Annotated in this window: 21 protein-coding genes and 2 pseudogenes; 11 read left to right on the forward strand and 12 right to left on the reverse strand. The window is 37.3% G+C overall.

The genetic code is table 11. From position 1 onward, the window contains the following. The gene (locus WBM60_RS13335) at positions 1–510 is read right to left on the reverse strand and encodes a hypothetical protein (RefSeq protein ID WP_424261307.1); all 510 of its coding nucleotides are present in this window, start codon (positions 508–510) and stop codon (positions 1–3) included. 81 nt (positions 511–591) lie between these two features. Beyond that, complete coding sequence (locus WBM60_RS13340; protein ID WP_424278426.1) at positions 592–2568, reverse strand: alpha-ketoacid dehydrogenase subunit alpha/beta; 1977 nt, start codon at positions 2566–2568, stop codon at positions 592–594. A gap of 132 nt (positions 2569–2700) precedes the next feature. On the opposite strand from WBM60_RS13340, the gene WBM60_RS13345 reads away from it, so the two are divergent. The 5 genes from WBM60_RS13345 to WBM60_RS13365 all read left to right on the forward strand — a co-directional run bounded on the left by WBM60_RS13345 (position 2701) and on the right by WBM60_RS13365 (position 6878). Continuing rightward, positions 2701–3651, forward strand: coding sequence for an isopenicillin N synthase family dioxygenase (locus WBM60_RS13345; protein ID WP_424260259.1), 951 nt, complete (start codon positions 2701–2703; stop codon positions 3649–3651). 105 nt (positions 3652–3756) lie between these two features. Continuing rightward, a complete protein-coding gene (locus WBM60_RS13350) occupies positions 3757–4086 on the forward strand; it encodes a translation initiation factor (RefSeq protein WP_424260257.1) in 330 nt (109 codons plus the stop codon). A 137-nt stretch (positions 4087–4223) separates the two neighbouring features. Then, positions 4224–5156 carry a DUF1835 domain-containing protein gene (locus WBM60_RS13355; RefSeq protein ID WP_424260255.1) on the forward strand — a complete coding sequence of 311 codons (933 nt, stop codon included), beginning with the start codon at positions 4224–4226 and terminating at the stop codon, positions 5154–5156. Between the two features lies 1 nt (position 5157). Beyond that, positions 5158–6030, forward strand: coding sequence for a nucleoside phosphorylase (locus tag WBM60_RS13360; RefSeq protein WP_424260253.1), 873 nt, complete (start codon positions 5158–5160; stop codon positions 6028–6030). Continuing rightward, entirely contained in the window at positions 6027–6878 is an 852-nt protein-coding gene (locus WBM60_RS13365; protein WP_424260251.1) for a substrate-binding domain-containing protein, read from the forward strand. Before WBM60_RS13360 ends, WBM60_RS13365 begins: the two co-directional genes overlap by 4 nt. Here WBM60_RS13365 and ung read toward each other — a convergent pair. Further along, entirely contained in the window at positions 6865–7530 is a 666-nt protein-coding gene (ung, locus tag WBM60_RS13370; protein WP_424260249.1) for a uracil-DNA glycosylase, read from the reverse strand. The genes WBM60_RS13365 and ung overlap by 14 nt on opposite strands. Positions 7531–7619: 89 nt before the next feature. Next, the gene (locus WBM60_RS13375) at positions 7620–8684 is read right to left on the reverse strand and encodes a DUF6340 family protein (protein ID WP_424260247.1); all 1065 of its coding nucleotides are present in this window, start codon (positions 8682–8684) and stop codon (positions 7620–7622) included. A 223-nt stretch (positions 8685–8907) separates the two neighbouring features. Here WBM60_RS13375 and WBM60_RS13380 point away from each other — a divergent pair, with 223 nt between their 5' ends. Both WBM60_RS13380 and WBM60_RS13385 read left to right on the forward strand, forming a co-directional pair. Continuing rightward, positions 8908–11079, forward strand: coding sequence for an endonuclease MutS2 (locus WBM60_RS13380; RefSeq protein ID WP_424260245.1), 2172 nt, complete (start codon positions 8908–8910; stop codon positions 11077–11079). Positions 11080–11189: 110 nt separating this feature from the next. Beyond that, on the forward strand, positions 11190–11603 hold the full coding sequence (locus WBM60_RS13385; RefSeq protein ID WP_424260243.1) for a thiol-disulfide oxidoreductase DCC family protein: 414 nt from the start codon (positions 11190–11192) through the stop codon (positions 11601–11603). Positions 11604–11633: 30 nt separating this feature from the next. On the opposite strand, the pseudogene WBM60_RS13390 reads toward WBM60_RS13385, so the two are convergent. From WBM60_RS13390 to aroC, 4 genes and pseudogenes are all read right to left on the reverse strand, one after another. Beyond that, positions 11634–11780 (reverse strand): annotated as a pseudogene (locus WBM60_RS13390) (tyrosine/phenylalanine carboxypeptidase domain-containing protein); the annotation flags it as partial. After that, positions 11779–11859: pseudogene (locus WBM60_RS13395) on the reverse strand (hypothetical protein); the annotation flags it as partial. The pseudogenes WBM60_RS13395 and WBM60_RS13390, both read right to left, overlap by 2 nt. Before the next feature lie 34 nt (positions 11860–11893). After that, the gene (locus tag WBM60_RS13400; RefSeq protein WP_424260241.1) at positions 11894–13219 is read right to left on the reverse strand and encodes a dicarboxylate/amino acid:cation symporter; all 1326 of its coding nucleotides are present in this window, start codon (positions 13217–13219) and stop codon (positions 11894–11896) included. A gap of 59 nt (positions 13220–13278) precedes the next feature. Next, positions 13279–14343, reverse strand: coding sequence for a chorismate synthase (gene aroC, locus WBM60_RS13405; protein WP_424277403.1), 1065 nt, complete (start codon positions 14341–14343; stop codon positions 13279–13281). Positions 14344–14572: 229 nt separating this feature from the next. On the opposite strand from aroC, the gene WBM60_RS13410 reads away from it, so the two are divergent. After that, positions 14573–15445 carry a UDP-2,3-diacylglucosamine diphosphatase gene (locus WBM60_RS13410; RefSeq protein WP_424260236.1) on the forward strand — a complete coding sequence of 291 codons (873 nt, stop codon included), beginning with the start codon at positions 14573–14575 and terminating at the stop codon, positions 15443–15445. On the opposite strand, the gene WBM60_RS13415 is transcribed toward WBM60_RS13410, so the two are convergent. After that, the gene (locus WBM60_RS13415; protein WP_424278645.1) at positions 15431–18346 is read right to left on the reverse strand and encodes an FAD-binding and (Fe-S)-binding domain-containing protein; all 2916 of its coding nucleotides are present in this window, start codon (positions 18344–18346) and stop codon (positions 15431–15433) included. The two genes, WBM60_RS13410 and WBM60_RS13415, sit on opposite strands and share 15 nt — an antisense overlap. A 77-nt stretch (positions 18347–18423) precedes the next feature. Between WBM60_RS13415 and WBM60_RS13420 the strand changes: the two genes are divergently transcribed. Together WBM60_RS13420 and WBM60_RS13425 are read left to right on the forward strand one after the other, a co-directional pair. Continuing rightward, the gene (locus tag WBM60_RS13420; protein WP_424263679.1) at positions 18424–18921 is read left to right on the forward strand and encodes a hypothetical protein; all 498 of its coding nucleotides are present in this window, start codon (positions 18424–18426) and stop codon (positions 18919–18921) included. 101 nt (positions 18922–19022) lie between these two features. Next, positions 19023–20132, forward strand: a complete 1110-nt coding sequence (locus tag WBM60_RS13425) for a redoxin domain-containing protein (RefSeq protein ID WP_424263677.1) — start codon at positions 19023–19025, stop codon at positions 20130–20132. Positions 20133–20201: 69 nt separating this feature from the next. Here the strand turns inward: WBM60_RS13425 and WBM60_RS13430 are convergent, their stop codons facing one another. Both WBM60_RS13430 and WBM60_RS13435 read right to left on the reverse strand, forming a co-directional pair. Further along, complete coding sequence (locus WBM60_RS13430) at positions 20202–21848, reverse strand: hypothetical protein (RefSeq protein ID WP_424263675.1); 1647 nt, start codon at positions 21846–21848, stop codon at positions 20202–20204. Positions 21849–22012: 164 nt separating this feature from the next. After that, on the reverse strand, positions 22013–22660 hold the full coding sequence (locus tag WBM60_RS13435; RefSeq protein WP_424263673.1) for a rhomboid family intramembrane serine protease: 648 nt from the start codon (positions 22658–22660) through the stop codon (positions 22013–22015). A 39-nt stretch (positions 22661–22699) separates the two neighbouring features. Between WBM60_RS13435 and WBM60_RS13440 the strand changes: the two genes are divergently transcribed. Beyond that, the gene (locus WBM60_RS13440) at positions 22700–23608 is read left to right on the forward strand and encodes a lysophospholipid acyltransferase family protein (RefSeq protein WP_424278599.1); all 909 of its coding nucleotides are present in this window, start codon (positions 22700–22702) and stop codon (positions 23606–23608) included. Between the two features lie 37 nt (positions 23609–23645). Here WBM60_RS13440 and glmM read toward each other — a convergent pair whose 3' ends face one another. Continuing rightward, on the reverse strand, positions 23646–25034 hold the full coding sequence (glmM, locus tag WBM60_RS13445; RefSeq protein ID WP_424283184.1) for a phosphoglucosamine mutase: 1389 nt from the start codon (positions 25032–25034) through the stop codon (positions 23646–23648). Positions 25035–25119: the final 85 nt, after the last annotated feature.

Raw genomic sequence — 25119 nt, forward strand, 5'->3', positions numbered from 1 at the left:
TTAAAGCTTTACCTCGTTAGAAACTTTGTCTAAGGTCAGGACAACATCAAAAGGTTTTCCCTCATAATCTACCTTAACCCTAAAAACGGCATTAGATTCACTTAAGCTCTCAACTGCCATACGATAGCCACTTTTATCTCCGCTCAAAGGTTTGTTTTTGGCATCCACCAATTTAAACTGGAGTTCAGTACTTCCGTCACCCGCCTCATAGAAAGACCAAAGTATTCGGTGGGTACCCTCCTGGCATCGTTCAGATCCGTTAATAGAGAATCTGCCAGTTCCATTATTAGGAATAAAAAGCCATTCTCCTCCCTTATAGCAGGGTGAATCTGCAATTCCAAATAAATCTGCTTTATACAGCCCTTCTTCACCAACAAAGCGAATATTTGTTAAGGACCAGGTACCTTTCAATGTTTTTTTCTTCATTTGTGAAGACTGGGAACTGGCAGTAGTTGTTGCAGAGCATGAAACTACGAGCATGGTAAGTGCCAAATAAAATATGTTTTTCATAAAATTAATTTTGTGAAGATTTTTGAAGTGTTAAAAGTATAAAATATGTTTATTTAACTAACTAAAAGTTCTATTAATATTTCAATATTTAATTAACTCGAGTAAGGATTTAAGAAACCTTTCCTTAGGCAGATAATTGTTTTCTAAAGATTTTGCAAATGGCACAGGGGTTTCCAGGCTTCCAACCCGTTTAACAGGGGCATCCAAAAATTCAAAACACTCTTCCATAACCAGGGCAGATATATCACTTGCAATCCCGCCAAATAAGCTATCCTCTTGCAGAATAATCAGTTTACCTGTCTTTTTAACTGATTCAAAAATAGCAAAAGTATCCAAGGGTTGGAGTGTGCGCAAATCTAAAAGATCAGCCTGTATTTCCGGGTTTTGTTCCAAACATTCCAGAGCCCAGTGAACGCCGGCGCCGTATGTGACTATTGAAACCTCTTCACCTTCTTTCAACAGGGCGGCTTCTCCAAAAGGCAAGGTATAATATGCCGATGGAACCTCCTGATATATACTGCGATAAAGTGCCTTGTGTTCAAAAAACAAAACGGGGTTTGGATCATTAATGGCTGTTGCCAAAAGACCTTTGGCATCATAAGGGAAAGCAGGATAAACTACTTTAAGCCCCGGAGTTTTTGTAAACCAGGCCTCATTGGTCTGGGAATGAAAAGGACCGGCTCCTACTCCTCCTCCACATGGCATTCTAACTACTACATCCGCCTTTTCATTCCACCGGTAGTGGACCTTGGCCAGGTAATTAACTAAGGGATTAAAACCCGAACTAACAAAATCGGCAAATTGCATTTCCATAACACACTTCATTCCGTTAATTGAAAGCCCCATAGCCGCAGATACAATTGCCGATTCACAGATAGGCGTATTTCTCACCCGATCTGTTCCAAATGCTTCAACAAAACCCTCTGTTATTTTAAAAACACCTCCATAATCAGCGATGTCCTGCCCCAGTATCACCAAATTCTCATGCTTTTCCATAGATTGCTTTAAGCTTTCGGAAATTGCATCAACCAGGCGAATATTACGCGTTTCATTATTTGGTTTAATATCTTGATAATCAAACTCTTTATATACGTCTTTTAATTCTTTGCTTTCGTTAAATTGAACTTGTCCTTCCGCGAAAGCGAGCTGTAGGTTTTCATCTATTTCGTGAATAATCTCCTTTTTAAATTCAACTTCCATCTCTTCAGAAAGTAGTCCCTGGGCGTGCAGATATTCTACATAATTTTCTAATGGATCCTTGGCTGCCCACTCCTCCAACAATTTTTTTGGAACATATTTAGTGCCGCTGGCCTCTTCATGTCCGCGCATTCTAAATGTTTTGAACTCCAATAAAACTGGCCTTGGCTTTTTCCGGATGCTTTCACATAGTTCATTAACTTTACTGTAGACCTCAAGTATATTATTACCATTAATAATATAGGCTTCCATTCCATAGCCTTTGCCTTTATCAGCAATATGTTCACACCTAAACTGCTCTGAAATTGGCGTTGAAAGTCCATAACCATTGTTTTCAACACAAAATAATACTGGTAAACCCCAAACCGCGGCAACGTTTAGAGCCTCATGGAAGTCTCCTTCACTTGTAGCACCTTCACCGGTAAAAACAGCTGTTACTTTTTGTCTCTTTTTCAGAAGATCAGCCAAAGCAATTCCATCTGCCACCCCTAATTGTGGCCCCAGATGAGAAATCATTCCCACAATTTTGTACTCTTGTGTTCCAAAGTGAAAACTTCGATCACGCCCATTAGTAAAACCACTGGACTTACCTTGCCATTGCGCAAATAATCGAAATAAGGGTATACCTCGCGTAGTAAATACACCTAGATTCCTATGCATTGGAAGAATATATTCATCTTTAGTTAAAGCACTGGCAACTCCTATTGAAATAGCTTCCTGACCTATACCGCTAAACCATTTTGATATCTTTCCCTGTCGTAAGAGAATTAGCATTTTCTCTTCGATCATCCTTGGCTTCAACATAGCCCGGTAAAGCTCCAGCAGTTTTTCTTTACTAATCCCCTTGCTTAAATAGTGCATATTTCAACGAATAGATTGTAGGCGTATTTTGGGTATAAATGTAACAAAATTGACCTCAATAAAACAGTAGAAATGCCCTGCATATTTGCAGGTAATATTTATTAACTTTGAAACTACTAAAAAACCATAGCAATGAGTAGTATACCCAGCGTAGACCTAAGAGATTATACAAGTGGTGATCCGGAGCGAAAAGAAAAATTCATAAAAGAAATAGGCAGCGCATTTGAAAACATTGGTTTTGTGGCACTGAGCGGTCATTTTCTTTCTGATGACCTGGTTAAGGATTTATATGATGAAGTTAAAAAGTTCTTTAATTTGTCTCAGGAAATAAAAGATTCTTATGAAATTGAAGGTATTGGCGGACAAAGAGGCTATACCTCATTTGGGAAAGAACATGCCAAAGGAAGAAAAGAAGGAGACCTAAAAGAATTTTGGCATTTTGGGCAATTTGTTGAAGATGACCCCGCATTGGAAGCTGAATATCCTGAAAATGTGACCGTAAAAGAGCTACCAGAATTCAATGTAGTTGGCAAAGAAACTTATAAGATGTTGGAAAAAACTGCGAAGTATGTCCTGAGGGCATTGGCCATTCATTTGGATCTGCAAGAAACTTACTTTGATGAGTATATTAAAAATGGGAATTCTATTTTAAGACCCATTCACTATCCGCCAATACTAAATGAACCCAAAAATGCTGTAAGAGCAGCAGCTCATGGAGATATTAACCTCATAACCTTGCTAATGGGAGCCCATGGCAGAGGTCTGCAGGTTCAAAACCATAATGGAGAATGGGTTGATGCAATCGCTACCACAGATCAGTTAATGATCAATGTTGGGGATATGCTTTCGCGCTTGTCAAACGAAAAACTAAAATCAACTGTCCATAGGGTAGTAAATCCACCGCGTGAATTATGGAGCACTTCAAGATATTCTATTCCTTTTTTTATGCATCCCATAAGTAGTATGCCGCTCGATTGCCTTGAAAATTGTATTGATGAAGAGCATCCCAAGCGCTTTGAGGATATTACAGCAGGAGAGTTTTTGAATGAACGTCTTATTGATCTTGGTTTAATTAAAAAATAATTTATTACTTTATATAAACGCATATAACTAATTTTATTTCAATAACTTATAATATTTTTTATTTTAAATATTGTGTGTTTTACCAATAAATAAAATTGTCTTGAAATGGATTTAAAAGATCAATTAAAGAACTTATTCCCCGAACACATCTCTTCAGAAGAGGAAAAAATTACTGAGAAGAAGCGCGAAGTATGGCTTCAGGAAGAGCCCATAATTTGTAAATACGAAAAAAGAAAAGGTAAACCGATCACTATTTTGGAAGGGTATAACGGAGCTGAGCAAGATTTTAAGAAATTAGCGCAGGATTTAAAGAAAAAATTAAGCGTTGGAGGCTCATTTAAAAACAGTTCCATCATAATTCAAGGGGATTACAGGGACAAAATTATGACCTTGCTTCAAGAAATGGGATTCAAGACAAAACGAGTTGGGGGTTAACTTGGGGGTGCTTTTATCCTCCTGAACAGGCGAGATAATTTATTTTTATAAAATTACACAGGTTTTTCTGTTAATTTGTTTTTGTTTTTTTCGATTAAATGTTACTTTTAAACGTTATAAACTAAACAACCTATATAATGAGTTCCCAATTGCATATCACCAACGGGGATAGTTTCACCCAAAAGTTAAAGACACTAAAACTTAAGGGCGATATAATCACCTGGCGGGAAATGCTTTGTGAGGGTAAAACGGAAACCAATGTGGGTAGTGAATCCTTTTGGAAAACGCGTTTTGATTTTCTTCATAAAAATTATAAGGTTAGTAAATCCTGGTTTGTTGAAAAAACACTAAAAGAATATCGTTCCCTTTGTAATCATAAACAACAAGATCAGATTATACTTTGGTTTGAATACGACCTATTTTGCCAGATAAATATGCTGGCTGTCTTAAGTTGGCTTAAAAAACATCGGCGATATGCCGAAATTTATTTGGTGTGCAGTGGCGATGAAGACGAAACAAATCGCTTATACAGGCTTAATGACTTGAGTGATGAACAACTTTTAAATTCTTATGAAAATAAAGTAAAGCTTTCCCAGAACGATATTGAATATGCAGACTATGTCTGGCAATTGTATTGTAGTGATAATCCCATCCGATTAGAAAATCTAATAGATTTTGATAATTATCAATTTGATTATCTCTCAGATGCCATTAAAGTTCACCTCAGAAGGTTTCCTACCATTAAAAACGGTCTAAACGAATTGGAAAATCGCGTCTTGGAATTTTCTCTTCATCAAAAACCTAAATCTAAAAAGGAGCTGTTAGGTAAACTAATTGAAAATCAAGGGTTTTATGGTTTTGGCGATACCCAGTACGAGCGGGTAATTTCTAGCTTACGACCTCTTTTTACCTCCTTCAACCCGGTAAGACTTACCGCAAAAGGGAAACAAATTCTCGATGGCCAAACCAATTATTATTCTCAAATAAGAGACAGTGAAGACTACCTGGGAGGCGCGTTAAAATATAATTTCTTATATAATACTGAGTCCGACAGAATTTTAAAACTGTAGTATGCAGCTGAGTGCATCCGAACTCATTCTTAATGCTGACAAAAGCATATACCATCTCAATTTACTTCCCGAAGACCTGGCAGAGACTGTTATAGTTGTTGGCGATCAAAATAGGGTTCCTTTAGTTTCCAAATATTTTGACACGCTTGAATTACAAAAAGGGAAAAGGGAATTTATCACACATACCGGTATGCTTAACGGCACCAGAATCTCAGTTGTATCCACAGGCATAGGAACGGACAATATTGATATTGTGATGAATGAGCTTGATGCCCTGGTCAATATTGATTTCGGGACCAGAACTATAAAAGAAGACAAAACTAGTCTGGATATAGTCAGAATTGGCACTTCGGGTGGAATTCAACCGGATATAGAAACAGATTCCTTTTTATTAAGTGAATATGCCATTGGTTTTGACAACGTGCTTCATTTTTATGAAAGTGAACATATTCAACATCCTGAAATGCAGCTTGCTTTTATAGATCATTCAGAATGGTCCGTCTTCAAGTCTATTCCTTATGTGGTGGAATCAGATCTGCAATTAACAGAGAAGCTCCGCTCAGACAAGGTTATTTTAGGTTTTACCGGTACCAACGTTGGTTTCTATGGACCGCAGGGACGAAGGCTTCGCTTATTATTAGAGGATAATGACCTTAATTCTAAATTAAGTTCTTTTGAGTATAATGGAATGAGAATTACTAATCTGGAAATGGAAACATCTGCAATTTTTGGACTTGCAAAATTAATGGGGCACAGAGCAGCATCAATGAATTGCGTGCTGGCAAACAGAATTACAGGCCAATTTTCCAAAGATCCGGTTAAAACTATTGATTCCCTTATTAAATATACGCTTGATAAACTTACGGCCTATTGAAAACTGTAAAAATTGTAGGCGTCCCGGAACACTTTAATTTTCCCTGGCTAATGGCTATAGAAGAAGGTGCTTTTAAAACAAGAGGAATAGATCTGGTATGGACAGATATTCCGGAAGGCACAGGGAAAATGAGTGAAATGTTAGAGAATGGGCAAGCAGAGTTAGCCATTATTCTTACAGAAGGAATTGTGAAAAGCATTATTGAAGGTAATCCCGTAAAAATAGTACAAGAATATATTGCGACACCACTTCATTGGGGAATACATGTTGCGGCCAACAGCACTTACCAGAATGTAAAAGATTTGAAAAATACCACTGTGGCCATTTCCAGATATGGTAGTGGTAGCCACTTAATGTCTTTTGTAAATGCCCAAAATCAGGGTTGGGAAACATCTTCTCTGAAATTTGAGATAATACACACTCTGGATGGGGCTATAGAAGCTTTAAAATCGGGAACAGCAGATTATTTTATGTGGGAACACTTTACAACAAAACCTGTTGTTGATGCAGGGATATTTAGAAGATTGGAAGACTGCCCTACTCCATGGCCATGTTTTGTTATCGCTGCTACTGAATCATTTCTCATAAAGAATAAAGAGCTTCTTCGTCATATTTTAGAAATTATTAATCTTTACACAACAGAATTTAAACTTATTCCAAGTATTGACAGGACATTATCCAATAAATATGGTCAGCAGTTAGAAGATGTGCGTGAATGGTTAAGAATAACCCAATGGAGTCAGTCACAGCTAAGTGCAGAAGCTATTGAGAACGTACAGGATTATCTGTATAAACTAGACTTGATAAGTCACAAACTTGACGTTGATAAATTGATCACCAATTTATAGGTACTTTGCCCATCTTCTTTAATAATTCATTTGTTTTACTGAAATGCTTGTTGCCAAACCACAGACCTCTGTTGGCACTTAAAGGGGAAGGATGTCCTGAGGTAAGAATATGATGTTTTGAAGTATCTATCAATGTAATCTTCTTTCTAGCAAATCCACCCCATAACAAAAATACGAGTCCTTCCTTTTCGTACGAAAGTTTCCGGATAACGGCATCAGTAAAAACTTCCCATCCCTTATTCTGATGGCTCCCGGCGCTATGCGCCCTTACAGTAAGTGTGGCATTCAATAATAGAACACCCTGGTCCGCCCAGTGTTCGAGGTCACCACTTTTGGGGTATGGTTTTCCAATATCCGTTTCTATTTCCTTAAATATATTTATTAATGATGGTGGATGCCGGATTCCTTCTTTTACTGAAAAACAGAGACCATTGGCCTGGTTGGGCCCGTGGTAAGGATCCTGACCAATGATTACCACTTTGGTCGCCTCAAAATTTGAGTGGTCAAATGCAGCAAAAATTTTATTTCCCTGAGGAAAACATGTAGTTGAGGCGTATTCATCTCTAACAAACCGCACCAGTGAATCAAAATAAGGTTGTTGGAATTCAGAATGCAGCTGACTCTGCCAGCTTGGATGAATAGAAACGTTCATTTATTATAGGGCTTATTACCGGTCATAAAATTAAACCAATAATAACCACTTTACCAAATCATAAATAACATTCCAATCGGTCTGGAAAACTATTTTGAAGTTAAAGGTTCTGATTGTTGAAGGAGAAGGAGCTCATGTTGCTGTTGCCGGTACTTTAATGATTCTATATACTCCGCTATTTTTTTTGTCTGGTGTTTAGAATAGGCCTTGTGTGCCCAGTCCATTGCCTCTGCTAAATTATTGTTACGTTCATTTAAAATCGCCAGGTTATAGCAGGCTTTGCTGCTTATTTTTGGATCATTATTTTCTGTTTCCTTTTTCCAAAGGTCCGCTGCCGCCTCCCAATCACCCGATAAAGTGTAGATTTCTGCCTGTTCAAAATCTGGTGTGCCGCGAACGTAATAATCTCTGGAAATACTATGCTCATAGGGTTGTAATCTGGCTCCGTAGGAACTTCCTGTCTGTTTACTATGTGCTACTATATTTTTTGTTCTGTCTTCTATTGCCTGCAGTGCTTCATAAGGATCAAGTCCCTTGGCAGTTGAAATAATCTGATTGTTAAAAGTAAATTCATCAATAAGAAGTTTACTAGAGGGGTCATAAATGCGCCATCCGTTTTCAATTAAGGTTTCAAGTGTAATTTGTTGCGCGGCAACTTTTTCTTTAACACGCAACAAATTTAGTTGTTCCATAGTGGTTTTTTTTAAAGAAACCCTTGTGTCTGAATCATAATAAGCCATTGAAAAAATGGCATCAACCTTATTTTTTTGACATAAATATTCAACTGTGTTCCAGTCTAAGTAATTCCCATTAATAGTAAGATCTTCCTCATTTTGTGCGTTATCTTCCAGCAATATTATGGTGTCAAAACGTTTGTCGCCGGCAAGTACATTATATAGTCCATTAATTGCTGCATCCCTTGCCTTAAGGGCAAGTTGTTGATTTTCTCTGGCAATATGCTGGTTTAGTGCAGTTTGATCTTTCGCTTCTTTTAAATGTACCTTCCCGCCTATAATTCCCACTCTTTTAATGGTATTGGAAAGAGAAACCTTTGCAGGCTCCATAGTCTGTATTTCAACATTCCTCGTTGAACTGCAACTAACTATAATTGTAAGTAGTACTAGCAAGGCAGTACTATTGAAATATCTTCTCATTTAAAACAGCTTTTAGGCTCAGAACTAAATTCAAATCGTTGTTCTATAGTTACTAAACACCGCTTTATATTGGATTATTGTGCTAAATGTTAAAATCAGCAAGCATTTTACCCGGTTTTATTTACATAGCTATTCTTTCGCGTGATGTTATTTGTACTCATTGCCACATAGAATTTTCAAAATCACCCCTATTCCATACCTTTGACATCTGCAATTCCTAAAAATGCAAACAATAGATAAAAAAACCTTACAAGATTTAGAGTTCCCTTTAGTATTGCAGCAACTGTCAGACCGCTGCAGTACCGAATTAGGAAAGATAGGTGCTGTAGCTATCCAGCCAATATCAGCAAAAGAAGACCTAATACAAGTATTAGGGCAAACTTCTGAATATCTGTCTTCTTATAGCAATGATAATCGGATTCCCAATCACGGATTTGATTCCATAAACAAGGAATTACAGCTACTTAAAATAGAAAATACAACCCTGGAAATTTCGGGTTTTCGACGAATTGGTATTATTTGCACTTCAGTGAATACCCATAAAAAATTCTTTAAAAAATTTAAGGATTATTACCCCTTGTTATTTGCCAGTACCGAAAAAATTGAATCCAATACCGAGATAATTTCTAATATAGATTTAGTTATCGATCGTTTTGGTGAGGTGAAAGACAATGCTTCCGGTGAATTAAAGGTCATACGCAGTCAAATAAACCATGTTAAAGGTAAAATCAATCAAAGTTTTATAACGGCCCTGAATTCGTGCCAGTCTTCCGACTTTTTGGACGAAATCCGGGAGTCTGTCGTAGAAAATCGGAGAGTACTGGCCGTTAAGGCAATGTACAGGCGGAAAGTTAAAGGTACCGTAATGGGAACCTCTAAAACCGGAAGTATAGTTTATATAGAACCGGAGGCTTCATTAAGATATAGTAGAGAGCTCAATAACCTTGAATTTGATGAAAAAGAGGAGGTTCAAAGGATTCTGAATCAATTAACAAATCTGATCAGGCCTTACGAATATCTCCTGCGTGAATATCAAAGTTTTTTAACACAGGTCGATATTACAGCTGCCAAGGCTAAATACGCAAGTGAAATGAATGCGCTATTACCTGAAATAAACAGTAATGGCAGGCTTTATTTGCGAGATGCTTTCCATCCCTTACTTTTTTTGACTAACAAAAGAAGTGGACAAAAGACATGGCCACAGACCATTGAGCTACATCCAGAGAAAAGGATAATTGTAATTTCGGGCCCAAATGCCGGAGGGAAAAGTATTACTCTAAAAACAATAGGATTACTTCAGATTATGTTGCAAAGTGGGCTTTTAATTCCTGTTCATGAACGCAGTTCTTTATGTCTGTTTAAAAATATTCTTACAGATATAGGTGATAATCAATCTATTGAGAATCATCTAAGCACATACAGTTACAGACTAAAGAATATGAATAAGTTTCTTAAGAAGTGTAATAAGGACACCTTATTCCTTATTGATGAATTTGGAACAGGAAGTGATCCCGAATTAGGTGGAGCTCTTGCTGAGGCTTTTTTAGAAGTTTTCTATGAGCGTGGCGCGTTTGGTGTTATTACTACCCACTATGCTAACCTAAAGGCCTTAGCGGATGAACTGCCACATACTACTAACGCAAATATGTTATTCAATTCCAAGACTCTGGAACCTACCTTTCAATTGGAGTTAGGACAACCTGGAAGCTCTTTTACTTTTGAGGTAGCCCAGAAAAACGGGATTCCATATAATTTAATCAACAAAGCCAAGAAGAAGGTTGAACGGGGTAAATTGCGGTTTGATGCAACCATTGCCAAAATGCAGAAAGAGCGGAATAAAATGGCTCAAACTGGCACCAGGTTACAGGAAGAAGAGTCTAAAGCCCGGGATGAAGCTATTCGGCTGGAAAAACTAAATGCCAAAGTAAAATCGAAGTTGGAAAATTATCAGGAATTGTATGACCATGACCAGAGAATGATCGTATTGGGTAATAAAGTAAATACTATAGCAGACAAATATTTTCAAGATAAAAAGAAACGTATCCTTGTTTCCGAACTTATAAGAATTGTGGAGACTGAAAATAGTAAACGCAAGAAAAAATCTGCTGTTCAAGCCAAGACTGAGAGACAAAAAAAAGTACAAACTGCTCAGGAAGTACAGAAAGAGGTAAATATTATTCGTGAGAAAAAGAAGACAGAAAAGAAAAAAGCAGGTTTAAAAGAGAAAAATAAACCGAGACCAGTTTTTAAAATTGGAGATCGGGTTAGAATGTTTGATGGCAGGGCCGTTGGCAGCATTGACAAACTCGAAAAAAACAAAGCTGTAGTCAATTACGGTATGTTTACCACTAATGTAAGTGTGGATCAATTAGAATTGGTTGAAACCAAAAAATAGTTTTTGACTATCATTAGAAACCACAAGCTTACTCTTAAATTAATGCCGAACTTTCTTAAATACATTATAAAACATATCGGAATCTTATTGTTAGGCTTTATTTTTGAATCGTGAAAACACAAGGAGATAAAAAAATCATATTGTTCGATGGCGTTTGCAACCTTTGCAATAGCGCTATTCAATTTGTCATTAAGCATGATAAAAAAAATGTCTATAAGTTTGCCGCTTTGCAAAGTGAGGTAGCTGCATTACTTCTTAAAGAAAGAGGAATAAATTCCTCACAAATAGATTCAATCATTCTGATTGATCCTAATATTGCCTTTTATACAAAATCAACTGCGGCGTTGGAGATTGGTAAGTCTTTTGGGGGTGGATGGCGTCTATTAGGTGTATTTGAATGGGTGCCGAAACCTATAAGGGATTGGATCTATGATTTTGTAGCAAAAAACAGGTATGGCTGGTTTGGGAAACAAAATGAATGCATGATCCCAACTCCCGAATTAAAAGCAAAATTTCTGGATTAAACTGTCTGAAGCTAAAACTCTATATGCTTATTCTTTAAGTCTTTTAATTGAAAGTGCTCCACTAATATATTCACTAAAAACAGCCAGACCTTCCTAGGTCACTACATTTTTTGGGAATCCGTTAGAAAATATTTTTAAAGGTTGATGCGCATCATTAAACGTAGTGACCAGTTGCGCCGCGGTTTCGTTTAACGCATTCGTGAATTAAAGCCAGGCTTGTGTCATTCTCAGGATCAATCTCCTCCCAGGGATACATAAGAAAACAAATGTTCATTGGTATTGTATTAAATTTATTTTACTTCTTCATAAAATTCGTCCCAATCCTCTACATGGGGTTTCCCTAATTTACCAACAGACTTGGCAACAACCATAGCAACCGTTGCATCTCCGGTAACATTTATAATAGTTCTGCACATATCCAAAGGCCGGTCTACTGCAAAAATAAGTGCCAGACCAATTGCCAGCTTATCTGATGGAAAACCAATAGATTCCAAAACAATGACCAGCATGACCATACCAGCACCAGGTACAGCGGCAGAGCCAATTGACGCAAGTAAGGCGGTAAGAACAATTGTCAATTGCCCTCCAAGCGTAAGATCAAAATCAAGAGCCTGAGCAATAAAAACAGCCGCAACACCCTGATATAAGCTTGTGCCATCCATATTTATAGTAGCTCCAACAGGGAGTACAAAACTAGAAACTTCTTTGTCTACGCCAATATGCTCTTCTACCCTTTCCATTGTCACAGGTAATGTAGCGGCACTAGAGCTTGTGGAAAAAGCCAATAGTTGGGCCGGACTAATCTCCTTTAAAAACCAAAATGGATTCTTCTTGGTATACGTGGCCACCACTATGCTATAAAAAACAATCATTAAAAGTAGTCCTAAAACTACTACGCCTGCATATTTCAATAATGCCAGCAATAGATCCGGGTCCCCGGAAGAAACAACAACATTGGCTAATAACGCAAAAACGGCCACCGGAGCCGTAAGCATTATTAAATCTACCATTTTCAGCACTACATCATTTAGTGAATCAAAAAACTTCTTTAGCGGTTTAGACCTTTTTTCACCTATTAATAACATAGATATACCCAAGAAAATAGTGAAAAATATCACTTGAAGCATTAGGCTGTTATCACTAAGCGCACCAAATGCATTATCGGGAACCATATCTTCCAAAAACTGTAACGGGCCAACTTGTTTTTGCCTGGAAGCTGCTTCAAGCTTGGAGGTTACGCCACTATCTGAAGCATAGGTCTCTGTTAATTTAGTAATTGTTTCTTCTGAAATGCCTTCACCTGGTTGCAAAATATTAACCAAAACCAGACCGATAGTAATAGCAATTATTGTAGTACATATGTAAATGGCTATTGTTCGAAGTCCAATATTTCTAAATTTGGAAATATCCTTTAAATCAGAAATTCCCTTGACTAAAGACGCTAGAATAAGAGGAATTGCAATTAGTTTAAGTAGTTTAACGAATATGGTCCCAAAAGGATTGATCCAATCCTGTACGAAACCACGCCCCCATTCAATATAGGTCATTGCGAAGCCGAAAAGAAGGCCAAGAATCATCCCTATCAGGATTTGCCAATGCAATTCCAGTTTCTTCATATAAAAAGTTTAGTCTAGAAAGATAGTATTTTGATGGGAAAACCCCTAAAAAAGCAAGTTTATAATTTGATGGTCCTGTTTAGCAGAGTGAAATCTGCAAGTACTAATGCCGCCATTGCTTCTACGATTGGCACCGCTCTTGGTACTACGCAGGGGTCATGCCGACCTTTACCCTGAGTTTTGACCATGTTCCCATCTTTATCAAGAGTTTCATAAGACTGAATGACCGTAGCAACCGGTTTAAATGCCACGTTGAAATAAATGTCCATTCCATTGCTTATTCCACCCTGTATACCACCACTGTTATTGCTAGTTGTACTGCCATCAGCTTTAAATTGATCATTATGAACACTCCCTTTCATTTTAACACCTTCAAAACCACTGCCATATTCAAATCCTTTAACCGCGTTAATAGATAACATAGCTTTTCCCAGGTCGGCATGTAGCTTATCAAAAACAGGCTCTCCAAGTCCAACAGGGACATTCTTTATTACGCAACTAATAATCCCACCCACTGTATCTCCTTCTTTTCGTATTTCTTTAATGTACGATTCCATCCTGGCAGCCGTATCCGGATCCGGACAACGAACAACGTTACTTTCCGTTAAATTTAAATCCAGATCGGTGTAACCCTTTTCCAGGCAAATTGAACCTACCTGAGAAACAAAAGCATTTATGCGAATTCCATTTAAAAATTGTTTGGCTATTGCGCCGGCAACCACTCGGCTCGCTGTTTCACGGGCTGAACTTCTGCCCCCTCCCCTGTAATCTCTAAAACCATATTTTTTATCATAGACGTAATCTGCATGAGAAGGACGATAAGAGTCCTTTATATGTGAATAATCTTTTGATTTTTGATTGGTATTATAAATAGCAAAACCAATTGGTGTTCCCGTAGTCCTCCCTTCAAAAATACCGGAATAAAAAACGACTGTGTCCGGCTCTTTACGCTGGGTAACTATTGCCGACTGGCCAGGCTTTCTTCTATCCAGTTCTTGTTGAATCGCATCCATGTCCAAAGTTATTCCTGATGGGCAGCCATCCAAAACGCCCCCGATTGCTTTACCATGTGATTCACCAAAAGTAGTGAGTTTAAAAAGTGTCCCAAACGTATTACCAGCCATAAACTAAGGTCTTTCTTATATCATATTATGAGTACTGCCTCATTTTTACAATAGCCAAAGATAGATGTTAAATTATGGGAAACCAAAATGCGCGTCCAGTTAATATTAAGGTAACAAATGGCTGTTTATCTACGTCAAACTTAACCTTGGCATTATACAATAGTGTCTTTAACTTAAAACAATATTATACCAATGGGTCTAATTTTACAATCAATTAATTCTTTATCCTTTGAAGAAGCGGTATATAGACGTAGTGGTAATATCAGATGTGCATTTAGGGACCTATGGCTGCCATGCAGAAGAATTAATGGCCTATCTAAGTAGCATAGAACCTAAAAAATTAATTTTAAACGGGGATATTATTGACATCTGGCAATTTAGCAAATACTACTTCCCTGCGTCTCATTTGAGGATTCTTAAAAAAATTATAAGTATGGCTTCAAATGGTACTGAAGTCATCTATATTACTGGCAATCATGACGATATGTTGCGTAAGTTCAGCAATATCTTTATAGGAAACTTTAGTATTCAAGACAAATTAATTTTAGAATTAGACGGCAAAAAAGCCTGGGTTTTTCATGGAGATGTTTTTGATATTTCCATTTTACACGTAAAGTGGCTCGCTAAACTGGGTGGATATGGTTACGATCTCTTACTCCGTTTAAATAGAATATTAAATTGGTTCTTTATCAAACTTGGGAAAGAAAGATATTCACTGGCAAAAATAATAAAAAATAGTGTGAAGAATGCGGTAAGATATATTGACAATTTTGAGCGAACAGCAATAGAAACCGGTATAGCGAAGGGATATGACTTTGTGATATGCGGACATATTCACCAGCCTAAAAAGGAAATTCTTGAGACAAAGAACGGCAATTGTACTTATCTTAATTCCGGTGATTGGGTAGAAAACCTTAGCGCTTTGGAGTATTCATTTAAGCGATGGAAAGTTTATAATTATAGCTATGACAAACTCACTCCCTTTTTTGCAGATGAAGATTTAAAGTCAATGGATTTATCAGAACTCATTACCTCCCTTAAAATGAAACAGGTCTCAAAACAACAAACTGCTGAAAAAGTAGACAAATCAATTAATGCATAATGCATTTTTTAAAATAGTTAAGGGGTGGAGCGCCTTCCGCTTTGTTCCGTCTAAAATCTGATGCCTGCAACTCGTCCCATTAGCTGCAATAATTACGCTCTCTTCAGATTTTCTTATTGATGGAAAGAGTTTTAACTCCCCAATTTGCATGCTTATACTATAATGCTCCTTTTCATATCCAAAGGATCCGGCCATACCGCAGCAGCCTGAAGAAATGATACTTACTTTATAGTTTTCCGGGAGATTTAATACATCGAAAGTTACTTTTTGGTCAGAGAGTGCCTTTTGATGGCAATGGACATGTATTTTTATAGTTGCAGCCGACTTTGTAAATTGTTCTTTTCTAATGTTTCCATTTTTTATTTCCTTAGCCAGGAATTCCTCAATGAGGTAAGATGCAGAAGCAATTGCGTCAACTTTTTCCGTTTCAAAATGAAACCTTTTGTATTCATCTCTGAAGGTCAGTATTGCAGATGGTTCTATTCCAAGAATTGGAGTACCCTTTTGGGCATATTTGAACAATGATGCCATATTTTTATCTGCCAGCTTTTTAGCCTCATTTAAAAACCCTTTTGAAATATATGTTCGTCCACTTTCGCCGTAAAAGAGATGCACGCTATACCCTAATGCACACAATAAATCTACAGCATCTTTACCAACATCAGTGTCCAGGTAACGTGTGAATTCATCAATATAGAGGATAACTTCTTTTTCTTTATTAACTTCTTGTTTATAAGTGTTTTGAAGGTATTTATTTAAATTTATATTTGAAATATTTGGCAATGATCTTTCAGATGCAATTCCTGAAATTTTCTTGATCAAATAACCCAGTATTCGAGAATTGTAAATCGTATTCGTGATTTTGGGAGCAATACTTCCCAAAGCATTTAATCGGGTATTAAATGCAAATAATTTATTTCTGAATTTATACCCGTTGGCCTCCTGATATTGATACAAAAACTCAGATTTTAAGGTGGCAACATCAACATTACTGGGGCATTCACTGGCACAGGCTTTACAACTTAAACACAGGTCGAATACCTCTTTTAAATCATAAGAATTAAATCGGTTTGTCTCAGCGGAATTTGTGAGTACTTCTCGAAGCGCATTTGCACGTCCTCTGGTGGTATCCTTTTCATTCTTTGTTGCATGATAGCTGGGACACATTCCACCGGCAGCTAAATGGGTTTTTCGGCAATCTCCACTCCCATTGCATTTTTCAGCGGCTTTTAATATCCCTTCGCTGTCTGAGAAGTCAAAAATTGTTTTGATCTCGGGTTCTTTGCGTTCAATTTCATAGCGCAATGATTCGTCCATTGGATAGGCGTCTACAATTTTTCCCGGATTAAAAATATGATCAGGATCAAAATAAGATTTTATCCGGGTAAGCAATTTATAATTATCCTCTCCAAGCATCATAGGAATAAATTCTGCTCTGACAATGCCATCACCGTGTTCCCCGCTAAAGGACCCTCCATATTTTTTGGTGAGTTTAGCCACATCTGTTGTAATTGACCTGAAAAGAGAAACATCATCAGCCCGTTTTAAGTTCAGAATTGGTCTTAAATGAAGTTCGCCAGCACCTGCATGAGCGTAATAGACCGCATCCTGACCGTAACCCTTCATAATCTGTGTGAATTCTCCAATGAAATCATTCAGATCGTCTAAGGCAACCGCAGTGTCCTCTATACAGGCCACAGCCTTCCTATCTCCCACCATATTTCCTAATAGGCCAAGACCTGCCTTTCTTAACGCAATGGCTTTAATAATATCGTTTCCCCTCAGAATAGGATTGGCATAGCTAAGTCCGGAAGCCTCTATCGTTTTTAGGAGTTTTTGCAAATTTCCTTCAAGACCATCTTCAGAATCATCTTTCAACTCTAACATAAGTAAGGCTGCCGGATCACCTTGAACAAAAAATCGGTTGGATAACTGTTCTCTATTATTTTTGGTGCAATCCAATATCACTTTATCCATCATTTCGCACAGGTGTAAATTGTGTTTCATAACTGGAACTACGTCCTGGAGGCAATCTTCGAGGGTTTTATAGTGGGTAACGACCATGGCTGCAAGTGGAGGTGGACTGTCGTCTAATTGCAACGTGATCTCAGTAGTAAAAGCCAGAGTTCCTTCGCTCCCACTTAGTAGTTTGCAAATATTAATTTCATCCTCATGACCACCAAAAAGGCTACTATGCAATAATTCATCTATTGCGTAACCGGTATTTCTTCTATGAATACTGCTTTTTGGAAATTCTTCTTTAATATTTTGCTGTATCTTTTTGTTTTGCAACTCGGTAAACAATTCTCTGTATATAGATCCTTCAAGAGTATTTAAATTCATTTTTTTTCTGTATTCTGAAGGGGTAACAGATTTAAATGAAGCCTGGGAACCATCTGATAGTATTGTTTTTAATGAAATGACTTTGTCTCGCGTTACCCCATATTGAATAGATGTTGTCCCACTCGAATTATTTCCCACCATACCTCCAATCATACAGCGGTTAGAGGTTGATGTATTTGGTCCGAAAAACAACCCATACTCTTTTAGATATTCATTGAGTTCATCCCTGATTACCCCAGGCTGAACTGTGACAGTTTTTCCCTCGACATCTAGTTGTATAATTTTAGTCAGATGTTTGGATACGTCAACAACTATTCCATCACCTACGCATTGTCCGGCTAATGATGTACCTGCAGTTCTGGGTATAAGCCCAACATGATGTTGTTTTGCAAAAAGAATTAGTTTTATAATGTCATTTTTACCTTTGGGAAAGGTTACAGCCATTGGTACTTTTCTGTATACAGAGGCATCAGTAGCATACAAGGCTCTGGAAAGCTTATCAAAATGTAAAGTGCCTTCCAGGCTACTCTCCAGATCTTTTAAAAGATTTTTATCCAATCCTGAACAATTTTAGATGCAAAATTAAGTTTTTATTAGCTGAGAGCGATTTTAAACCTAAACTAAAATCAGAACATATGAAAATTTTAAATCCCTTTTTCCTATTAGCGTGTCTTTTTACAGTAACAATAAGTGCTCAGGAAATTTCCGATAATGCACTTGGTCTTCGCCTGGGTGACAGCGATGGTTTTGGCGCAGAAATTTCTTATCAAAGATTACTGAGCAGATATCACAGATTGGAGTTAAATCTGGGTTGGAGAGACAGCAGGGAATATAACGCTTTCAAAGTAACTGGGCTTTACGAATGGGTACGCCATATAGATGGTAATTTTAACTGGTTCTATGGAGCGGGCGCAGGATTTGGTAGTGCAAGCTTTGAACCGATTCCAGATGATGTCACTCCCGATGGCGGTTTCTTTGTTTTAGTGGCGGGAAATGTAGGAGTAGAATATAATTTTGATATCCCACTCTTATTATCATTTGACTTAAGGCCTGAACTCGGTATTTTGGGATATAATGACTTTTCAGATAATTTTGACTTTGATATTGCATTGGGAATACGCTATCAGTTCTGAAACAACATTTTATGAGTACAGATGTCCTTAACATAACCTTATGTATAAGGACTTTTTTTATTCTGTCTTATATAATTACCTTTGCACCTCTTAATTAAAAAATGATGAAAAAAATCGTATTACCTGTATTGCTATTAGGCATACTTATGGCATGTAACACTTCTCCTGAAGGATTTAAACTGGAAGGCACTCTTAATGGTGAAATAGAGAACGGAACACAGGTCTTTCTTAAAAAGACCGATGAGGCCAATCAGTTAATTGAAATAGACACCACAACAATAGAAAACGGAAAGTTTACATTTACAGGCTCTTCTTCAATGCCAGAGCTCCATTATTTATTAGTTAACAGCGTACGTGGAAATATTCCGGTAATAATTGAAAATGGTAATATTGAGGTAAGTGCCCAAAAAGACAGCCTGGCCTTCGCCAAAATTGAAGGTACTTTACAGAACGATTTATTTGCTGATTTCCTTCAGGATTCAAGAAGCCTGGCTCAAAGGGCAAGATCAATGTCTGATGAGATGAGAAATGCCTCTGGAGTACAAGACACTGCCTCAATGGCATCTTTAAGAGATGAATATTTCGAACTACAGGAAGAGGCCAAAACTTTCGAATTAAAATTTGCCAAAGAAAACCCGGATGCTCTAATTTCTGCTTTAATAATTGAAAAAGTATTGACAACAAAGGTACTTCCCGAAAAGGAAATTCAAGAATTGTATGACGCACTGAGCCCTAAAATAAAGGAGACTGTTGTTGGTCAAAGAATTAAGGGTAAACTTGACAAGCTTGTAAACACCTCAATTGGCGCAAAGGCTCCAAATTTTTCCGCTCCTACCCCTACCGGCGATGAATTGGCACTCAATGATGTGTTGGGAAAAGTAACAATAGTAGATTTTTGGGCGGCATGGTGTAAGCCTTGCAGAGCAGAAAACCCCAATGTTGTTCAGGTTTATAATAAATACCATGACAAGGGTCTTAATATTCTTGGAGTTTCTTTAGACAGACGGGCTGAAGACTGGACTAAGGCTATTGAAGAGGACGGTTTGGTTTGGAACCATGTTTCAAATATCAAATATTTTGATGAAATAGCCGAACTCTATAATGTCAGAGCAATACCTGCCACATTCATCCTGGACGAGAATGGGGTAATAATTGCTAAAGATTTAAGAGGCCCTGCTCTGGAAAATAAAATATCAGAATTGCTGCAATAATAAAAACTTAATTCCATAAAAAAAGCCCCTGCAAATATGTGGGGGCTTTTTAATTTTTATTTCGTGGTATTAAAATTTATCCCTTAGGTCTTCAAATTGACCGGTGATTGTTGCATTGCCATTTTTTATAACATCTCCAAAAATATTAGCCTTAGAATCATTACCTATAAATTCAAGACTTGCTCCATCATTCAGGATTAAATCTCCGTAAATAGTAATATCTCCTTCAATTTTGAGAGTAGCACCCTCATCAACCGTTACATTTCTGCGCTTGTTATTTCGCGCTACCACTAAGGTACCAGACATAGCAAAAAGTGCATTGCTGTTAATATTTACTTCTTCCCTAACCGTCCATGATCCACATAATAATAAGTTTCCACTTACATTAAAATTCTTGAATCTTTTAGATCCGCTATAGGCCAGATCCTCTCCCTGATTTACATCTAAATTGGAATTACCATTGTATTTTGGAGTGTCGGTACATTCTGCCTCCAGACTTGCACTGGGTCTGTTTAGTTTTATAATCTGAAGTCCCTCTCTGCCTGAAGCAGCAAAAATATAATCCCCTTTTGAGGCCACGTAATTGATTGATCCTTCTAATTCAATTATTCCAACAAGATCTGCAGCATTCCCATTTTCTTCAGATAAACAAAGTCCCGCACCTCCGTTTGCCATTAATAATACACCTTCATTAGACGCCACCGCATTGGTTACTTTATCTTCCTGTTCCACTCCATCCGGATTAATCAAAATAGGTATATACTCCAAAAGGCTTCCCGAAGAATAACTATATACACCGGCGCCTTTATTTCCCTCAGAAACAATTATTTTGTCTCCCGTAAAATCTATTATTTTCTTAGTTGCCAATCCAAGGTCCGAAGAAATTGGTATTTCCTTTAGGGTTTGGAAATTTGAGTCAACAATTGTAATTCCCGTTCCTGCATTTAGAAGTGCAATAGAACCATTATTTATTGATAATGACCGTAGGTCGCTAAAAGGAACTTCATTCAATACAGATAAATCCGATTGATCATAAGCCGTTAAGGAACCATCTTTACCACTGGTTACCAGAACCTTGCCATTGTCAATTGAGATATCATTGGCATTGAAGCCTTCCTGAAATCCGTAGACAATACCTGATCCAAGGTTAAACTTTCCGTTAGCTACCGCCAGTTTAGCAACAAATGAATTGGAAGTAGCTGTAACTGAAGTTTCTGAGTTAACACCTCCTGCAGCATATAAATAGCCATCCTTATATTGTAAAGAATTCATATCTGCATTAATATAAAACAACCTGGAAGTTATTCTGGGGCTATATGGGTTACTCACATCAATAATATCCAGAGCACCAAAATAGTCCTCGCCGGCCGTGTTATATGATACATAAGCATAATTACCATCCACATGTACATGGGAGGCTGTAAGATTATCTCTGCCCTGATAAGTTGGAGATTTAACCTGGGCTACAAGAGTTAAAGGATAATCACCCGCCAGTTCAGCTTTGGCAGTACCAAAAGACTTGTTTGTTAATTGTTCTTCCTCAAAGATATCCAGTACACCGGATTTATCATAGGAGATACTGCTTACAAGCTTAGATTCGCTGTTTTCCAAAAAAACATCATCTTGCAATTCGTCCTGAAAGACAGTAGTTTCGTCGCTACATGATTGAAAAAAGGCCATTAGGGCCATAAGTAAAAGGGGGATTCTTTTAGTCATAAGTAGGTAATTAAATTAATTTGGGCATTTAACTAACGTCAAAAGAACAAAATTGGTATAAAATAACCTTAATTTTTTCGTCAAATAGTAATATTTAGTTGACTGCAAATTGAATATTTCTCTAATTTATATAGGTTTTTACTTACTGTTTTATGTAAGTGTTATTATATCTTACCTAATTTTTCAAGAACAAATAGAATTATTATTGGGATAGCAAGAAGGATCACCATTAATGTATCGGTAATTATTAAATCCGGTTTAAAAAGTAAGGTTGTAGCATATCCTCCAATAGCTCCACCAAAATGAGCGGTATGTCCAATATTACCCAAACGCTTTTTCATACCATAGATAGAGTATAACATGTAGGCAAGACCCAGAATATATGCCGGGATAGGAATTGGTATAAACATGATTCCCAATCGCATATCAGGTTGTAGCAATATCGCAGCATATAATATACCGGTTACAGCACCACTTGCCCCCACAGCGCTATAAAAGGGTTCATCTTTATGAAAAAACAAGGCTAGTATACTTCCCGCAACAAGGCTAACAAAATAAATAATTATAAATTTTTCCCAGCCAAACCAGTTAATTACAACCGAGGCAAAGAAATAAAGAGTAAACATATTCATGAAGAGGTGGGAAATATCTACGTGAAGAAACCCTGAAGTCACCATTCTATCACGTTGACCTGCCTTTATTGCCCCAATGGCAAACTTATAGCGATCAAAGAAAGTGACATCATTAAATCCTTTCAAGGAAATCAAAATATTCACAGCCATAATGGCAATTGTTGCCAGATGCATATTCATAAATATATCCATTTAATTAAGCGCTAAATATAGCTATATTTGCCCATATTAATTTTACGCATGCAACTTCTGGTATATATTCTTGCCTATCCTTTTTTATGGTTAATCTCTATACTTCCTTATAGGCTATTTTATCTTTTTTCTGACCTGGTTTATATTCTGGTATATCGCATTATTGGTTATAGAAAAAAAGTAGTTTATAACAATCTGACCCTTGTTTTTCCTCATAAAAGTGACCAGGAGATCAAAAAAATTCAAAAGGCGTTTTACAAGCATATGTGTGATATGTTTCTGGAAACTATCAAAACCTTAAATATCGGGGAAGAAGAATTAAAAAAGCGCTATGCCACTCCCAATATTGATTTACTTCTTGATTTGGAGAAAAAACGAAGCATTTTGGTAATGTTTCCTCATTATGGCAATTGGGAATGGAGTATCATCGTAAATCGTTATGTAAAGTCAAAAGGATTTGCAATATATCAGGAAATTGGAAATGTTTATTTTGATCGATTAATAAAAAAAATCCGTGCGATATGGAGCACAACGCCCATTTCTCAGAAAGAGACCGTTATAACCATGGCACGAAATCATCAAAATGGCATAAAAGCAGTATATGGTATTGTAAGTGATCAATCGCCTCAGGCACACCTGGCGCAATACTGGACAAAATTCATGAATATAAAAGTGCCCGTTTTTAATGGTCCTGAGTTACTCGCAAAAAGGTATGACCACGCAGTTGTTTTTGCCAAAGTCTCTAAGGTTAAACGTGGATACTATAAAACTGAATTTATACCAATTGCTCTGGAAGGCAGTAAAACTGCAGAGAATGAAATTACCAATCAGTTCCTAAAACTAACCGAGGAAGAAATTATTCAGAATCCTGCGTATTATCTTTGGACACACAGACGATGGAAACACCGTGATAAAGTACCTGAAAAATATCTCTAATCCTCACGCAGCCTTATAAATAAATTTGCTTTAAATATTAGATGCCTGCAATTTCTCTAATCTCATCTATTATTCTATCCGCTAAAGTATCAGCTTCTGCTTGCGTTTTTGCCTCTGTATATATTCGTATAATTGGTTCAGTATTGGATTTCCTCAAATGCACCCAATTTTCTGGAAAGTCTACTTTTACCCCATCGATAGTCGAGACTTCCTCATTGCTATATTTTTTTTCCATAGCCACTAAGATTTCATCAACATCAAGTTCCGGTGTTAATTGAATTTTCTTTTTGCTCATATAGTAACTTGGGTAACTGTCACGCAATTCCCTTACAGTACCTCCCTTCTCTGCCATAAGCATTAAAAATAAGGCAGTGCCTACAAGAGAATCTCTTCCGTAATGACTTGACGGATAGATAATTCCGCCATTGCCCTCACCCCCAATAATGGCATTGTTGGACTTCATTTTCTTCACTACATTGACCTCCCCTACAGCCGAAGCTTCATACGTGCCATGATGCTTAATCGTAATATCCCTGAGCGCCCTTGAAGAAGATAAATTGGAAACAGTGTTTCCCTTTGTTTTCCCGAGAACATAATCTGCACAAGCCACTAAGGTATATTCCTCACCAAACATTTCGCCGTCATTACTAATGAATGCCAAACGATCTACATCCGGATCTACTACTATACCAAAATCAGCCTTTTCCTTTACAACAAGTTTGCAGATATCCCCCAGATGTTCTTTCAGGGGTTCAGGATTATGCGGAAAATTCCCGGTAGGGTCACAATATAACTTAATGACTTCCACCCCTAAGGATTCAAGTAATTTCGGAATAGCAATGCCTCCTGTAGAATTGACGCCATCCACAACAACTTTAAATTTGGCCTTTTTAATAGTATCTGCGTCAACCAATGGCAAATTAAGAACTTCGTCTATATGTATATCAATGTAGGCATTATTTCTGGTAATCTTTCCAAGTTCATCTACTTCAGCAAAATTGAAATCTTCTTTTTCCGCTAATTGAAGAATAATTGCCCCTTCGGCTGCATCAAGAAACTCTCCTTTTTCATTTAATAGTTTTAATGCATTCCATTGTTTTGGATTATGACTTGCGGTAAGAATAATACCCCCATTGGCATTTTCCAGCGGAACGGCTATTTCTACGGTAGGTGTTGTAGACAACCCAAGGTCTATAATATCTATTCCGAGCCCAACCAGTGTAGATACTACCAAATTCTGAATCATTTCTCCGGAAAGACGGGCATCTCTTCCAACAACAACTTTTAAATTATCCGATTTAGAATAGTCTTTTAACCATGTCCCATAAGCCGCCGCGAACTTAACAGCATCAATTGGCGTGAGATTATCGTTAGGCCTCCCTCCTATGGTGCCCCTTATGCCTGAAATAGATTTTATTAATGTCATAGAATTTTAAATAGTTTTTGCAAATATACATGTCTTAACAATTATCATGCGCTCCTAATTTGTAAATTCAGTTGCTAAGGTTATA

The sequence above is a fragment of the Eudoraea sp. genome (assembly GCF_049669105.1).
Taxonomy (GTDB): Bacteria; Bacteroidota; Bacteroidia; order Flavobacteriales; family Flavobacteriaceae; genus Eudoraea.